Source organism: Methylobacterium crusticola, from assembly GCF_003574465.1.
Classification (GTDB): Bacteria; Pseudomonadota; Alphaproteobacteria; order Rhizobiales; family Beijerinckiaceae; genus Methylobacterium; species Methylobacterium crusticola.
This window is the reverse complement of record NZ_KZ984627.1, coordinates 16,052-30,275: the sequence shown is the minus strand read 5'-3', so window position 1 is coordinate 30,275 and position 14,224 is coordinate 16,052. Positions and strand designations below refer to the sequence as shown.

The 14,224-nt window shown below is 73.4% G+C and carries 12 protein-coding genes and 1 tRNA gene; 7 read left to right on the top strand and 6 right to left on the bottom strand.

Annotated elements, in window-relative coordinates:
* The first annotated feature begins 53 nt into the window (after window positions 1–53).
* From DT057_RS03145 to DT057_RS37455, 4 genes are all read left to right on the top strand, one after another.
* On the top strand, window positions 54–1,148 hold the full coding sequence (locus DT057_RS03145) for an alpha/beta hydrolase (RefSeq protein WP_128560669.1): 1,095 nt from the start codon (window positions 54–56) through the stop codon (window positions 1,146–1,148).
* Window positions 1,149–1,453: 305 nt separating this feature from the next.
* Window positions 1,454–4,171, top strand: a complete 2,718-nt coding sequence (locus DT057_RS03140) for an ATP-binding protein (protein ID WP_128560668.1) — start codon at window positions 1,454–1,456, stop codon at window positions 4,169–4,171.
* Window positions 4,172–4,368: 197 nt separating this feature from the next.
* Window positions 4,369–4,551 (top strand): SCO family protein, encoded by a 183-nt coding sequence (locus tag DT057_RS37460; protein ID WP_128560667.1) that lies wholly within the window; start codon window positions 4,369–4,371, stop codon window positions 4,549–4,551.
* Window positions 4,506–5,054: an SCO family protein gene (locus tag DT057_RS37455; RefSeq protein ID WP_368859419.1), complete on the top strand. Its 549-nt coding sequence runs from the start codon at window positions 4,506–4,508 to the stop codon at window positions 5,052–5,054. The genes DT057_RS37460 and DT057_RS37455 overlap by 46 nt, the downstream gene beginning before the upstream one ends.
* On the opposite strand, the gene DT057_RS03130 is transcribed toward DT057_RS37455, so the two are convergent.
* Window positions 4,936–7,005: a carbohydrate porin gene (locus tag DT057_RS03130; protein ID WP_407068073.1), complete on the bottom strand. Its 2,070-nt coding sequence runs from the start codon at window positions 7,003–7,005 to the stop codon at window positions 4,936–4,938. The two genes, DT057_RS37455 and DT057_RS03130, sit on opposite strands and share 119 nt — an antisense overlap.
* A 253-nt stretch (window positions 7,006–7,258) precedes the next feature.
* Window positions 7,259–7,459 carry a hypothetical protein gene (locus tag DT057_RS03125; protein WP_128560665.1) on the bottom strand — a complete coding sequence of 67 codons (201 nt, stop codon included), beginning with the start codon at window positions 7,457–7,459 and terminating at the stop codon, window positions 7,259–7,261.
* A gap of 381 nt (window positions 7,460–7,840) precedes the next feature.
* On the opposite strand from DT057_RS03125, the gene DT057_RS03120 reads away from it, so the two are divergent.
* Window positions 7,841–9,010, top strand: coding sequence for an MFS transporter (locus DT057_RS03120; RefSeq protein ID WP_128560664.1), 1,170 nt, complete (start codon window positions 7,841–7,843; stop codon window positions 9,008–9,010).
* Window positions 9,011–9,071: 61 nt separating this feature from the next.
* On the top strand, window positions 9,072–10,133 hold the full coding sequence (locus DT057_RS03115; RefSeq protein ID WP_128560663.1) for a spore photoproduct lyase family protein: 1,062 nt from the start codon (window positions 9,072–9,074) through the stop codon (window positions 10,131–10,133).
* Between the two features lie 58 nt (window positions 10,134–10,191).
* Here DT057_RS03115 and DT057_RS03110 read toward each other — a convergent pair whose 3' ends face one another.
* The 4 genes from DT057_RS03110 to DT057_RS03095 all read right to left on the bottom strand — a co-directional run bounded on the left by DT057_RS03110 (window position 10,192) and on the right by DT057_RS03095 (window position 12,755).
* Window positions 10,192–10,500, bottom strand: coding sequence for an ETC complex I subunit (locus tag DT057_RS03110; RefSeq protein ID WP_128560662.1), 309 nt, complete (start codon window positions 10,498–10,500; stop codon window positions 10,192–10,194).
* 25 nt (window positions 10,501–10,525) lie between these two features.
* Window positions 10,526–10,602, bottom strand: a tRNA-Pro gene (locus DT057_RS03105).
* A gap of 554 nt (window positions 10,603–11,156) precedes the next feature.
* Window positions 11,157–11,489 carry a hypothetical protein gene (locus tag DT057_RS03100; RefSeq protein WP_128560661.1) on the bottom strand — a complete coding sequence of 111 codons (333 nt, stop codon included), beginning with the start codon at window positions 11,487–11,489 and terminating at the stop codon, window positions 11,157–11,159.
* Window positions 11,490–11,834: 345 nt separating this feature from the next.
* The gene (locus DT057_RS03095; protein ID WP_238312831.1) at window positions 11,835–12,755 is read right to left on the bottom strand and encodes a helix-turn-helix domain-containing protein; all 921 of its coding nucleotides are present in this window, start codon (window positions 12,753–12,755) and stop codon (window positions 11,835–11,837) included.
* A gap of 261 nt (window positions 12,756–13,016) precedes the next feature.
* Between DT057_RS03095 and DT057_RS03090 the strand changes: the two genes are divergently transcribed.
* Entirely contained in the window at window positions 13,017–14,183 is a 1,167-nt protein-coding gene (locus DT057_RS03090) for an NADH:flavin oxidoreductase/NADH oxidase (protein WP_128560660.1), read from the top strand.
* Window positions 14,184–14,224: the final 41 nt, after the last annotated feature.

The following is a 14,224-nucleotide window of genomic DNA, read 5'->3' as shown; positions in this document are numbered from 1 at the left end:
GGCGGGTGCTTCATGCGTCTGCTCGCCCAGTCCCGGGCGAGCGGGAGACGACGATGCAGAGAACATCGACCAGACGCCAGACGCTCGGCGGCCTGACCGCGCTGGCCCTCGCGGCCGCCGGCGGCCATGCCGCCTCCGCCGCCGGGCCCGGCGGCGAAGACGGCGTGACGCCGGCCCTCGAGACCGAGAGCTACCGCATTCCCTCGGCGGATGCCGGGATCGAGCTCTACATCCGCAACAAGCGGCCCGCCGGCACGACCGCGTTCCCGGCGGAGAAGATCCTGCTCTACGTGCACGGCGCGACCTACCCGGCCGAGACCGCCTTCGACCTGCCCCTGAACGGGCTGTCGATGATGGATCACCTCGCCCGGCAGGGCTACGACGTCTACCTCGTGGACGTGCGCGGCTACGGCGGCTCGACCCGGCCGCCGGAGATGAGCCGGCCGCCGCAGGACGGGAAGCCCTTCGCGCGCACCGCCGACGCGGCCCGCGACGTCGGCGCCGCGGTCGACCACATCCTCAAGCGGCGGGGCGTGGGCAGGATCAACCTGATGGGCTGGTCGTGGGGCACCTCGACCATGGGCCTCTACACCTCGCAGCACAACGACACGGTCAACCGCCTCGTCCTCTACGCGCCGCAATGGATCTCGCGCACGCCGCTGCCCCTCGGGACCGGGGCCGGGCCGCTCGGCGCCTACCGGACGGTCTCGAAGGAGAGTGCCCGGGCGCGCTGGCTCAAGGACGTCCCGGAGGACAAGAAGGCGGACCTGATCCCGGCGGGCTGGTTCGAGCAATGGGCGGACGCCACCTGGGCGACCGATCCGGAGGGCGCCGCCCAGACCCCGCCGGTGCTGCGCGCGCCGAACGGCGTGGTCGCCGATGCCCAGGAATTCTGGCTCGCCGGCAAGGCGCTCTACGATCCCGGCCTGATCCGGGTGCCGACCCTGGTGATCCACGCCGAGTGGGACGCCGACCTGCCGAGCTACCAGGCGCAGGACTACTTCGCCCGGCTGACCAACGTGCCCTACAAGCGCTTCGTCGAGATCGGCGAGGGCACGCACACGATCATCATGGAGAAGAACCGGATGCAGTTCTTCCGCGAGGTCTCGGCCTTCCTCAACGAGGCGGAGCCGCTGGCCCTGAACTGAGGCCCGCGACGGCGCGGGGAACGCCCGGCATCCGGGCGTTCCCGGCCCGGCATCCGGCCGGCGCGCCGCGCGCGGATGGCCCGCACGTCCCGGCCCCCCGGACACGCGCCGCGAGGGGCCGGGAGGCCCCCTGCCCGCCGCGGGCCCGCCGGGCCGGCGGCCGCGATCGAATTTGCGGTTGTCCCCTGACCCAGAGTTCGGAGGAGCGGTTGCGTCCCGCGGCCGATCGGCTAATCTTCCTACCCCAAGGGAATCCCCCGCCCCAGCGAATCTCCCGGGACGGCCTGTCCTCACGTTAGGTCCGCATGCGCCTGCGCACCCTTCTCGCCGCGGCGTTCGCGTCCCTGGCGCTCGCCCTCACGCTGGCCGGGTCGCTGGCCGTCCAGCAGATCGCGGCCGCAACCCTGCGCGACCGGATCGCCTGGGAGGTGACCGACCTCGCGGGGCACATCCGGGCCGTGCTCGACGCGAGCATGTACGAGCGCTGGGCCGACATGCAGATCCTGTCGCGGACCCTGGGGTCGGCGCCCGGGACCGCGGACCAGCGGAGCTGGATCTCGGCCCTGCACGCCGCGCACCCCGCCTACGCCTGGGCGGGCTTCGCCGACCGAAGCGGCCAGGTCACGGCGAGCACCGGGCGCCTGCTCGAGGGCAGCAACGTCGCCGCGCGGCCGTGGTTTCGCCAGGGCCTCGCGGGGCCCCACGCCGGCGACGTGCACGAGGCGCTGCTGCTCGAAACCGTGCTCCCGCCGCTGCCCGACGGCGAGAGGCGGCTCTTCGTCGATGTCTCGGCGCCGGTGCAGGACCCGTCCGGCGCCGTCGTCGGGGTGGTCGGCGGCCACCTGAGCTGGAGCTGGGCCGAGCAGGTGGCCGCGCGCGCGCTCGCGGCCGCGGCGGATCGCGGCCTCTCGGCCGTCCTGCTCGACCGGGACGGGACGGTGCTGCTCGGCCCGGCCGACCTCCGGGGCCGGCCGCTGCCGGACGCGCTGGCGTCGGCGGCAGGCGCCGCGCCCCGGCAGGGGCTGGAGACCTGGCCCGACGGCGTGACCTACCTCGTGGGCGCGAGCGCGTCCGTCGGCGTCGGGGGGTACAAGGGACTCGGCTGGACGGTGCTGGTGCGACAGCCGGCCGAGGCGGCCTTCGCGCCGGCGCGGGCGCTAAGCCTGCGGATCACGGCCGGGGGCGCCGCCTTCGCGGCCCTGTTCGCCCTCGCGGGCTGGTGGACCGCCGGGATCATCGTGGAGCCGCTCCTGTCCCTGGCGCAGGCCGCCGGGGAGGCCGGCCGCGGCGGGTCGGGCGAGGTGCGCCTGCCGCCGCCCCGGGGCAGCGCCGAGGTGCGCACCCTGACGGCGTCCCTGGCGGGCCTGCTCGCGCGGCTGGCGGAGCGCGACCGGGCCCTCGCCGGGGCGAACCGGATGCTGGAGGCCGAGGTCGCGGCGCGGACGCGCGAGCTCGCGGAGAGCCGGGCCTTCCTCGAGAACGTGCTGTGCACCAGCCCGGACTGCATCACGGTCCTCGACCTCGAGGGGCACGTCGTCTACGTCAACGACCGCGGCGCGGCGCTCCTGGAGCAGGAATGCCGCGACGCCGTCGCGGGCCGCGCCCTGGCGGACCTGTTCCCGGAGGAGGGCCGGCCCCCGCTCGAGGAAGCGCTCCGGCGCGGGCGCGCCGGGGAGCCGGGCGAGGCCCTGCTCCGCTGCCCGACCCGGGCGGGCGTGCCGCGCTGGTGGAGCGTCGCGGTCACGCCGATGCGCGACGCCGAGGGCGTCGTCATCCGCCTCCTGGTGTTGTCCCGCGACGTCACGCGGATCGAGGAGCACACCGACGCCCTGCGGCTCGCCCGCGACCTGGCCGAGCTCGCCCAGGCCCGGGCCGAGAGCGCGAGCCGGGCCAAGACCGACTTCGTCGCCATGATGAGCCACGAGATCCGCACGCCGCTCAACGCCATCAAGGGCTTCACCGACCTCCTGGCGGCGGAGCCGGACCTCGGCCCGGTCCAGCGCCGCTACGCCGCGAACGCCGCGACGGCGAGCGCGGCGCTGCGCACCATCGTCGACGACGTGCTCGACTTCACCAAGATCGAGGCCGGGCAATGCGCCCTCGACCTGCGCCCGTTCGACCTCGGGCGCGTGGTCGAGGACGCGGTGGCGATGGTGTCCCACGACGCGCGCTCGAAGAACCTCCCGATCGAGGTCGACATCGATCCGGACCTCGTCCCGTGGCGGCGCGGCGACGAGGCCCGCCTGCGCCAAGTGCTCGTCAACCTGCTGGGGAACGCGGTCAAATTCACGGAGGCCGGGTGCGTCCGGGTCACCCTGCGGCCCGAGGGCCAGGGCACGCACGGCCTTCGCGTCGCGGTGACGGATTCGGGCATCGGCATCCCGGCGGACCGGCTCGGGCGCCTGTTCCGGGTCTTCTCGCAGGCCGACAGTTCCACGGGCCGGCACTACGGCGGGACCGGGCTCGGCCTCGCGATCTCGAAGCGCCTCGTCGAGCTGATGGACGGGCGCATCGGCGTGGAGAGCCGGGAGGGCAGCGGGTCGACGTTCTGGTTCAAGGTCAGGCTGCCGCCGGAGGCGCCGGCCGCGACGGCGCCGCCGCCGCTTCACCGCAACGCCCTCTCCCGGGCGGCGCGGCTCCTGCTCGTGGACGACCTCGCGATCAACCTCGAGCTCGCCAAGGTGGTGCTGGAGCGGGCCGGCTTCGTGGTCGACGTCGCCCTCACGGCCGCGGCGGCCGTCGCGGCCGTGCCGGAGGGCCGCTACGACCTGCTGCTCATCGACGTGGTGATGCCCGACATGGACGGCATGGCCCTGACCCGGGCGATCCGCGGTCTCAACCATCCGGCCCGCCACGTCCCGATCATCGCCATGAGCGCCAACGTCCTGCCCGAGCAGGTCGCCGTCTACCGGGCCGCCGGGATGAACGACCACGTCGGCAAGCCCTTCGCCTGGGAGGAGCTCTACGCCACCATCGAGCGCTGGCTGCCCGAGGTGGTGGCGGCCGAGGCCCGCACCGCCTGACGGGCCCCCTCAGGGCACCCGGTCCGGCCAGCGCCTCGCCGTGCCGGCCGGCGACAGCGACGATCGGGCCTGCGTGACGCGGCGGTCCTGCGGCGGCGGCGAGCAGACCTGGGACGCGCGGTCGGCGAACGACGGCTCATCCTGGTCAACCGGTCGACGGGCAAAGGCATCGACAGCACGGGCAGCCCCGGCGGGCGGTGGATCCGGACGCGCTCGCGGGAACGCCCGATGGCGTCGACTTCGGCTTCACCCAGTGCCCGGACGTCTGCCCGGCCACCATGGCGGAGCTGACGCTCGCGCTGGCGCGCCTGCCCGGCGCCCCCGGGACCCGCGGATCTCCCTCGTCGCCGTCGCCCCCGAGCGCGACACGCCGGCCGTGATGGCCGAGCCCATGACGAGCTTCGATCCCCGCATCGTCGCCGTGACGGGGAGCCGCGACGAGGCCGTGAGGAGCCTCGGTGCGGTCGCCGGGCGCTCCGCGCAGCCGAACGGAGGCTACGGCTTCGGCCACCCGGGCCCCGGTGCTCCTCGTCGACCGGGACGGGATCATCGTCGACCGGATCGCCGCCGGCGCAGGCCCCCGTCCCGCGGCCGCGCTGGCAGCCGGCCCGGACGCGCCGGGACCGGCCGCCCGGACACGTCGGGATCACCCTCGGCTTCGGCGCCGCGGACCCCCGCCGCTGGCCGCCGCTCCTCGTTCCCCCGGGCGCGGGTCCGTGAGGCCGCGCGGGCGCCGGCGAGGCGCGCCGCGGGCGCGGCGGCGGTCAGAAATCGGCGTGGATGCGCGTGCCGAAGAAGCTCGCGGGGCCCCGATCCCTGTTGTAGGCCGGGTTCACCACGAGCTGGTAGTCGAGCGACACCGTCACGGCCTTCGTCAGGCTGACGGCGTAGTAGGCCTCCAGCGCCCGCTCGGGCGCGTAGGTGAGGCGGCCGTCCCCGATGAGGAGCCCGAGGCCGCCGTTGGCGAAGAAGGCCCGGTGCGAGGGCGAGAGGCCGTTCACGGTGGCGCCGACCCCGACCGTGTCGCCCGGCCGGTCCCAGGCCGTGCCCTTGAGGGAGAGGCCCCCCGAGACGCTGCGGTCGACGTCCGTGAACGACAGGTTCTCGTTGCGGCCGTCCGCGAGGCTCGCCCGGGCGAAGACGCCGAGGTCGGGGGTGAGCGCCTGCTCGAGGTTGACGTAGACGCCGCTCTTGCGCCTTGAGCGCCGGGTGCCCGCCGCCGCGTCGTTGATGTCGTCGTAGAGGCCCGCCTGCGTCAGGCCGACCACCTCCCGGTAGTTCGCGGTGTTGCCCACGTTGGTGAACAGCCCCAGGCGCAGCTTGCCCGGCTGGTCGAGAACCGGGAGCGTGTGGCGCTCCTCGAATTCCAGGGTGACGCCGCCCCGGCGGGTCACGCGCGGGTCGAACACGTCGCTCGAGGGCTCCTTCGGCACCTGGGTGTAGGCGGCCCGCACGGCGAATTCCTTGCGGTTGTACTCCACGAGCACGCCCTGGGTGAAACCCGGGAGGTTGGCGGGGAAGTCCCAGGCCGAGGACGCCCAGAGCGACCAGTTCATGAAGTCGACCCGCGGGTCGTGGGCGTAGACGTTGCCGTCGAAGAAGTCCCCGAGCGCGAACTTGCCGGCCACGACCGTGATCCGCTCGACGTCGCGGGTGGTGGCGACCTGGTTGGGGCCGTCCGGCACCGTCTCGGTCTCGCCGCCGAGGCCGAAGGTCTGGCGCACGAAGTAGCGGTTCGAGCGCAGCTTCGGGAAGGGCGCGCCGGCCTTCTGGGCCTCGCCGTTCACGAAGCCGGCGACCCCGAGCGTCCGGCTGAGGCCGAAGCCCTGCGAGAATTCCGGGTTGTAGTAGAGCTCGGTACTGTCCGTGAGCTTGAACCCGAGGAACAGCGTGGCGGTCGTCGTCGCCTGCGCCTGGTGGGGCACGAGGCTGTTCTCGCCGCGGTAGGGGGAGCGGAAGCCCGGCACGCCCTGATTGACGAAGGTGGTCTGCCCGTGGAGCGAGACGCGGTCGCCGAACGCCCCCTCGCCGGGGGCCGCCTCCGCGACCTCGGGCGGCAGCCGCAACCCGCCCGGGTACCAGGACAGGCGCGCCATCACCTGGTTCGACGTGAAGGCGGCGCGGGTCGAGACCGGGCCGCCGGCCGGGCCCGGCACGGCGCCGAGGTCGAAGGCGCCGCTGCCGCCGAGGTCGACGTAGCGGTAGTCGAGGCCGAGGGCGAGGTCGGGGCTGACCGCGAGCTGCACGCCGGCCCCGAGCGTGAAGCCGAGGTAGGACAGGTCGCGCCGGGCCGTGGACGCGAGGCCCGTCGCCGGGTCCGGATAGGTCGCGAGCACCCGGGCATCGGCCCCCGCGAGGCCGAAGGCCGCGTACACGAGGGTGCGCTCGAAGGCGTAACCGAGGCGCGCCCGCAGGGTCCCGTAGAGGTTGGTCTTGGCCCGCACGAGGCTGAAGGCCGGGTCGCTCTCCTCGTAGCCGAAGCCCGGCGCCGTCGAGGGCACGGGCCGCTTCAGGTTGGCGCCGGAGATGTCCGCCTCGAGGCCGTAGACCCAGGGGCCGCGCTGCCAGTTGTAGCCGCCGAACGCGCCGCCGACCGCGGTCGTGGCCTCGCGGCTGCCGTCCGAGCGGCCCGTGGCGTCGCCCGTCCTGAAGGCCGGCACGGTGCGGCCGCCGATGCGGGTGGGACCGAACGCGTAGGCGCCGAACGACGCGCCGGCGCTGCCCTGGATGCCCGCGTAGCCGCCCGACCAGTCGACGAAGGCGGGGGCGGGCGCCGGCGCGAGGTCGGCGGCGCGCCCGGGTCCGGCCCCGAGGCAGGCCGCGCCGAGGGCCAATGCCGCGCAGAGGGCCGATGTCGCGCGCAAGGGGCGGCCCCGCCGCGCCGGCCGATCGTCCGCCGTCGTGCTGATCCGCCCCACGCTCGCCTCCCGTCCTGCCCGGTGGACGAGATATAGCAACGGCTATATTCGACACAATCCGTGGAAGCGTCCGCGGTCGCGGCGCCCGCCCGGCGTTGCGGAAAGGCAACAGACGCGCGGCAGCCGGAGTGGCCGCGGCGGCCGGCAGCGCGCGCGGCGCGCCCCGCCCTCAGGCGGGCGTGCGGGCGAGGTCGAGCTCCGCCACGTCGGCGCGCTCGCGCCAGTCGAGAACCCCGTGCTGCCGGGCGAAGCGGAGGGCCGCGGCGCGCATGGCGCGCTCGGGGTCGCGGGCGCGGGTGATCTCCACCGTGCCGACCGTGAACGGCACTCCGAGGATCTGCTTGGCGAAGAACACGCGGTAGCACGACATCATCCGTCTCCCAGGGCGGAGATCGCATCGACGGCGGAGAGGGCTGTTCCCCAAGGTTCCCCGCCAGGGCCGCCGCGGTCGGCAATCGAGGCCGCACGCCACAGCGTGACCGTACTCAACAGGGAACCGACCGGTCGCGATCGAGAAAGTATCGGCGCATCGGGCGCCGGAGCCAAGCCCATTTTCGAGCTCGCCTGTTCCTCCATGTGGCGACGATCGTCCTCCCCGAAAGGATCCCTCACGGCCGTGTGAACGGCGCCCGCCATGCCGGCAGGGCGGAGCGGCCGTGCGGCGCGTCCCGTGTTGCGGCGCGGGAATTCCCCTACCCTGCGGGCCGGGCCCGCGCCGAGGCGGCCCCGTCCGAAGGTGCCGCACCCCGTCATGTCATCCCTGTCCGCCGCGACCCGCCTGAGCCTCAGCCTGATCGCCGGCGGGGCGGTCGCGAACATCTACTACAACCAGCCGCTGCTGGGGCTCCTCGCCCAGGATCTCGGCGCCGGCGCCTCGGTGCTGGTGCCCACCGCCACGCTCGCGGGCTACGGCCTCGGCATCCTGGGGCTCGTGCCCCTCGGGGACATGTTCCGGCGGCGGACCCTGATCGTCGGCCAGCTGCTGGCGCTCGCCGCGGCCCTGGTGCTGGCGGCGCTGAGCCCGGGCCTCGCCAGCCTGGTGCTGGCGAGCTTCGTCGTCGGCGTGCTCTCCACGGCCGCCCAGCAGGCGGTGCCGTTCGCGGCCGAGCTGGCGCCCGACGCCACCCGGGGCCGCATGGTCGGCCAGGTGATGACCGGCCTCCTCCTCGGCATCCTCCTCGCCCGGACGCTGAGCGGCCTCGTGGGCGCCTGGCTCGGCTGGCGGGCGGTGTTCGGCGCCGCGGCCGCGCTCGCCCTCGGGCTCGCGGGCCTCGCCGGCCTGACCCTGCCGCGGACCCGGCCCCCGGCCCCGACGATGGGTTACGGCGCGCTCCTCGCCTCGCTCGTCGACCTCGTGCGCGGCCAGCCGGTCCTGCGCCGCGCCGCCCTGACCCAGGCCCTGCTGTTCGCCGCCTTCAACGCGTTCTGGACCACCCTCGCGCTCCAGGTCGAGGCGCCGCCCTTCGGCCTCGACCCGGCGGGCGCCGGGCTCTTCGGCCTCATCGGGGCGGCGGGCGCCCTGTGCGCGCCCATGGCCGGGCGCTTCGCCGACACGCGCAGCCCGCGGCCGGTCGTGACCGGGGGCGCCTTCCTGACCGCCGCGGCCTTCGTGGTGTTCGGGCTCCTCGGCGGCTCGTCCCTGGCGGCGCTCGCCGTCGGCGTCCTCCTCATCGACATCGGCATCAACGCGGCCTTGATCGCGAACCAGACCCGGGTCTACGCCCTGGCGGCGGGCGCGCGGGGGCGGATCAACACGGTGTTCTTCACCGCGATCTTCGTCGGGGGGGCGCTCGGCGCCTCGGCCGGCACCCGGGCCTTCGCGGCGGGGGGCTGGCCGGCCCTGTGCCTTGTCGGCGGCGGCTTCGCGCTCGCGGGCCTGCTCGTGCCGCTGACCGAGCGGCGCGGCGTCGCGCCCCGGTGATCGACGGGGGAGCGGGCGCACCCTACATCAGCGCCGGCGCCCCTCCCTCGCGAGCCCCTCCCTGACCCGCTCCCTCCTGGCCATCGACACGATCTACCTCGAGCCCGCGGTCGAGCAGGCCGCGCGGGGCCGGGAGATCCTGGAACGCTTCCCCGGCGCGGCGCGGATCCCGGTGCCCTCGCACTGGAACATCCCGGCGCTGCACGGCAATGCCGGCTCGGTCGAGGATTGGCTGCGGATCAAGCGCTCGACCCTGGTGCTCGGGGTCAAGAAGGGCCTGGCGATGCGCCCGAACGGCCGCAGCGCCCACTTCATCGCGCCGTCGAGCTCGAACGGCTGCGCCATGGCCTGCGCCTACTGCTACGTGCCGCGCCGCAAGGGCTACGCCAACCCCATCACCCTGTTCGTGAACACCGACGCGATCGGCCGGGCGATCGCGCGCCACGCCGCCGCGCAGGGGCCCCTGCCCGCCCCCGACCAGATCGACGGCGGGCTCTGGGTCTACGACACGGGCGAGAACGGCGATCTCTCGGTCGACGCCCTCGCCTGCGACAGCGTCCGCGACCTCGTGGGGCTGTTCCGCACCATCCCGAACGCCAAGGGCTCGTTCGCCACGAAGTTCGTCAACCGCGACCTCCTCGCCTACGACCCGCAGGGCAAGACCCGCATCCGGTTCTCGCTGATGCCCGAGCGGATCGCCAAGGTGGTGGACGTGCGCACCTCTCCCATGGCGGAGCGCATCGCGGCCATCGACGACTTCGTGGCCGCGGGCTACGAGGTCCACGTCAACTTCTCGCCGGTGATCCTCTACGAGGGCTGGGAGGCCGACTGGCGGGCGCTGTTCCGGGCCCTCGACGCCGGCATCGGCCCGGCCGCCCGGGCGCAGCTGCGCGCCGAGATCATCTTCCTCACCCACAACGCCGCCCTGCACGCGGTGAACCTGCGCTGGCACCCCAGGGCCGAGGAGCTGCTCTGGCGCCCCGACATCCAGGAGAGCAAGCGCTCGGAGGGCGGGATGGAGAACCTGCGCTACCGCGCGGGGTGGAAAGGCCGCTGGCTCGCGCGCTTCCGGGCGCTCCTGGCGGAGGAGCTGCCCGCCTGCGGGGTCCGCTACGCCTTCTGAGGGCGGGGACCACCGCTGCGCGCGGGGCTTGCCGCCGCGCGGCGGCGATCCCGGGGGCTCAGTGAGTCCAGGGCGCCGTGCGGTTGTACTTGAAGTTGTCCGAGTAGGAGAGGCCCTTGCGCAGGGGCTTCTGGGGCTCCTCGACCCGGTAGGCCAGGCCCTCGCGGGTGGCGTAGGCCACCGCCTCCTCCTTGGTGTCGAACTCGAGGCGCACCTGCTGGAGCATGTCCGAGGACGAGGTCCAGCCCATGAGGGGCTCGGTCTCGCGCGGACTCGTCTGCTCGAACTCCAGCATCCACTGCTTGGTGCGGGCGAGGCCGGACTGGCTCGGGTCCTTGGCAGGGCGGAAGATGCGGGCGCTGGACATCGCGGGCTCTGTTGCGTGGGGGGCATGGTCGGGGCGGCCGGATTCGAACCAGCGACCCTCTGGTCCCAAACCAGATGCGCTACCAGACTGCGCTACGCCCCGACAGGCTCTAGCCCGTTGGTTCTGTAGGAAATTTCCGGAGAGGGCGCAAGCCCGGCGCCGGCTCAAATCCAGACCGTGACCCCCACGTCGGGAGGCTGTAGGGACCCCTACTCCCGACGAATCCCCCGACGGAATTCCCGACGTCTAGACACACGCGGAGCCATAAGATGGACCGAGAAATCGACGCGATGCCGCACCCGGTCGCGCTGCTCTACCGGGACCTGCTGGCCTGCGCGGAGGGCAAGGGGACCGCGCTCGTGACGCGGGGGACCTTTTAGGTCTGGACCCAGGTGTACCGGGGCGGTCTGCGGGCGTGACGTGCAGGACCAGCAAGGACCCGAGCGGGTCCACCGCCTGGGACTCGCTCGACGCGGTGCTCCACGCCCTCATCGGGCTGCACCGGCACATCCGGCCTCGGTAGGCCTCGATCATCATCGGTGACCGCGCCTCGGGCGACGTGGTCGCGCCCGGCGAGCCCGACGGTGCGGGCGCGGCTCGAGACCGCCGCGAAAGGCAGCGCCGTCCCGCTCGATCCCGAGCGCCGCCGGGCCGGATCACGACCTCGGCCAGCGACGGGCCTTGAAGGTGGTCTCGTCCCCGTTCCAGAACGCGATCTCGCCGTGGATCGTGTCGGGGCCATCGCACGCGGCCCAGCCCTCGCCGACGACCTCGTCGCCCTCGTCCGAGCCCTGGAACCGGAATCCGACATCGGTCTGGCTGTCGGCGCAGTCGAGGCTCGCGACCACCACCCCGAACCGGAACTCGCCCGCTCCGTCCGGCGCGAAGGCGATGAAGGCCGGCTCGACGAGGTCGAGATAGTCGTTATCCCAGGTCTTCGTCTCGGTGATGCGCCAGCGGCCCTGAAGCCGCTCCTGGATGGTGCTCATGCGACCCCTCTCCTGGCGCATGGGAGGACGACCGTGACCGGCGAGCGTGCGACGACGCGGGACGCGATCCTCGCTCACTGTCGACCGGTCAGGCGCTCGATCCAGGCCGTCCTCGCGCCGCGCGTCCAGGCCTGCAGCAGGGCCGGTCTCGACCGTGCCGCCGAGCAAGGCGCCCTCATGGACGAGCCGCGGCGCGACGACGGCCCCGTCTCCGGCACGCTCTTCCGGCGCGCTCTGCGGCGTCGCGGCGTGCGAACCCGTCCCGGGCGGCCGGCCCGTGCCAGACCGGCTTCGGCATCGCGATCCGGCCCCGGGAGGATCCCGTCGCGTTCGACGTCCCGCCCGTCACCTCCCACCTTGCCTGAACTCCTTGGGAGTCAGTCCGGTCAGCTTGCGGAATGCCGTCGCCAGATGGCTCTGGCTCGAGAACCCCGTGTCGAGTGCGATCGACGTGATGGTGAGGTCCGTCGCGCCCAGCATTGTCTTGGCCCGCTCCAGGCGGCGGGACAGCACGTACTGGTGGACGGTGGTCCCCCAATGCTGGTGGAAGGCGCGTGACAGGGAGCGCGGGGAGACGCCGATCTCACCGGCGATGCTCGCGAGGGAGAGATCGTCGGCCAGACGCGCCTCGACCAGGTCGCGGACCCGCCCGAGATCGGCGCGCTCGGGCAGCTCGGCGTCCGTCCCGGCCCGCGACGAGCGACCATCGGCCGTGTAGGTCCGCACGAGGCGGACCACCATGGCGTGGACCAGCTCGTCCACGTAGAGCGCCGAGGCGGGATCGGGGGCCTCCCGCATGATGTCGAGGATCGCCAGCGCGAGCTGCTCCAGGAGCGGGTCGGACGTCCCGAGCGGAACGTCGAGCTCGACGCGCGTGGCGGCCGAACTCCACATCTGCCGCGCAGTATCGTCGATCAAGCCTTGGTGAAGATGCATCGCGAGCATCTCGGACCGGCCCCGGCGCTGCCATTCGCTCGCGTCGTGCGCCGGGATCAGGTGGAACTGGCGGGGACGGAGCGTGCTGGTTTCGGTCGGCCCGCCCTGCCCGATGCGCCGGCGAAGCTGTGCCGGGTGATTGACGCAGTAACCGAGGCAGGGATTGCCGACTGGGTCGAGCGTCCCGGTCCATGGTTCCACGGCGACGTGCTGCGCGTGGATGTTGCGCCATCCCCGCCCCGTGCTGCGGGCGAGCGCGACGTTCTTCGGCCAGGAGCTGATGTCACGCGTCTGCATCGTCGTGAGCGTCGTCGCGTCGGTCTCGGTCACCCGCCCCTCCGGACATCTCCTCGCTCCACATTGGCCGGAATCTGATCGAAGCCGGCGCTTTTCTGGAAGATCGCCCGGGCAGGGTAGGCGCAGTCTTCGGCCCGAGCAAGTCATCGGCAGCGGGGGAGCAGGCATTCGGATGCCCGTTTCTCGTTTATATTGGTCGATTTTCGAGCACGTCGCACGTTTCTCCGGCAGAAGGCTTGAGCGGAAGGCTCGGGCAGCAGGCTTGGTCGGACATGCCCGTGAGGGGGACCCACCGTGACATCTTCACTCTTCAGCGAACTCCAGGTTCGGGACGTCACGCTGCGCAACCGGATCGCGGTGTCGCCGATGACGCAGTTCTCGTCCCCGGACGGCCTCGTCACCGACTGGCACCTCGCGCATCTGGGCTCCAAGGCCGCGGGCGGCGCCGCGCTCGTGATGGTCGAGCAGGCCGCGGTGGCGCCGGAGGGCCGCATGTCGACCCAGTGCGCGGGCATCTGGAACGACGAGCAGGGCGAGGCGCTGGCGCGCATCGCCCGCTTCGTTGCCTCGGTGGGCGCGCTCCCGGGCATCCAGCTGGGCCATACGGGCCGCCGGGGCTGCGTCGAGCCGCCGTGGAAGGGCGGCGGGCACCTGCCCGAGGACCATCCCGACGCCTGGGAGATGATCGGACCCTCCGCCAATGCCTTCGGCGGGGTCATGCCGCGCGTTCCCCGCGCCATGACCCACGACGACATCCGGGACGTCACGCGGCACTACGCGGACGCCGCGCGCCGGGCGCGCGAGGCCGGCTTCCAGTGGCTGGAGATCCATTGCGCGCACGGCTTCCTGCTGTCGAGCTTCTTCTCGCCACTCGCCAACCAGCGCACCGACGGGTACGGCGGCGACTTCGCGGGCCGCAGCCGGCTCCTCGTCGAAGTGTTCGAGGCGGTGCGCTCGGAGTGGCCCGAGCGGCTGCCGCTCTCGATGCGGTTCGGCGTGAACGAGTTCGCGCCCGGCGGTCAGACGATCGACGAATCGGTGGAGCTCGCCCGCCTGCTCGCACCCCGCGGCCTCGACCTCGTGGACGTGTCGTTCGGCGGCAATTCGGGCCGTGCCCAGACGCCCTGGGACGAGGAGGGCTTCATGGTCCCGGCGGCGCAGCGCATCCGGACGGAGGCCGGCGTCCTGACGGCCGCGAACTGGAACCTCGCCGATCCCACCTTCGCGGACGCGATCGTCAGGGAGGGGCACGTCGACCTCGTCATGCTCGGCCGGCCGATGCTCGCCAACCCGCACTGGCCCGTCTACGCCGCGATGGTCCTGGGTGAGGAGCGCCCCTACGACATGCTGCCCGTCCAGTTCAGCACCTGGCTGAACAAGTATCAGCGCAGCCGCGTCAACAACGGTTTCGGCCGCGTCGTCGGCGCCGATCCGGGCGACTTTCCCAAGGCGGCCGAGTAGCGGCCCTGTCCCGCGATCACCCCTCGCATCCAGAGCCGGAG

Coding starts and splice junctions, on each gene's coding strand:
- DT057_RS03120 (WP_128560664.1), top strand. CDS start 7,841: ATGTCATCCCTGTCCGCCGCGACCCGCCTGAGCCTCAGCCTGATCGCC.
- DT057_RS03110 (WP_128560662.1), bottom strand. CDS start 10,500: ATGTCCAGCGCCCGCATCTTCCGCCCTGCCAAGGACCCGAGCCAGTCC.
- DT057_RS03145 (WP_128560669.1), top strand. CDS start 54: ATGCAGAGAACATCGACCAGACGCCAGACGCTCGGCGGCCTGACCGCG.
- DT057_RS03100 (WP_128560661.1), bottom strand. CDS start 11,489: ATGAGCACCATCCAGGAGCGGCTTCAGGGCCGCTGGCGCATCACCGAG.
- DT057_RS03125 (WP_128560665.1), bottom strand. CDS start 7,459: ATGTCGTGCTACCGCGTGTTCTTCGCCAAGCAGATCCTCGGAGTGCCG.
- DT057_RS03140 (WP_128560668.1), top strand. CDS start 1,454: ATGCGCCTGCGCACCCTTCTCGCCGCGGCGTTCGCGTCCCTGGCGCTC.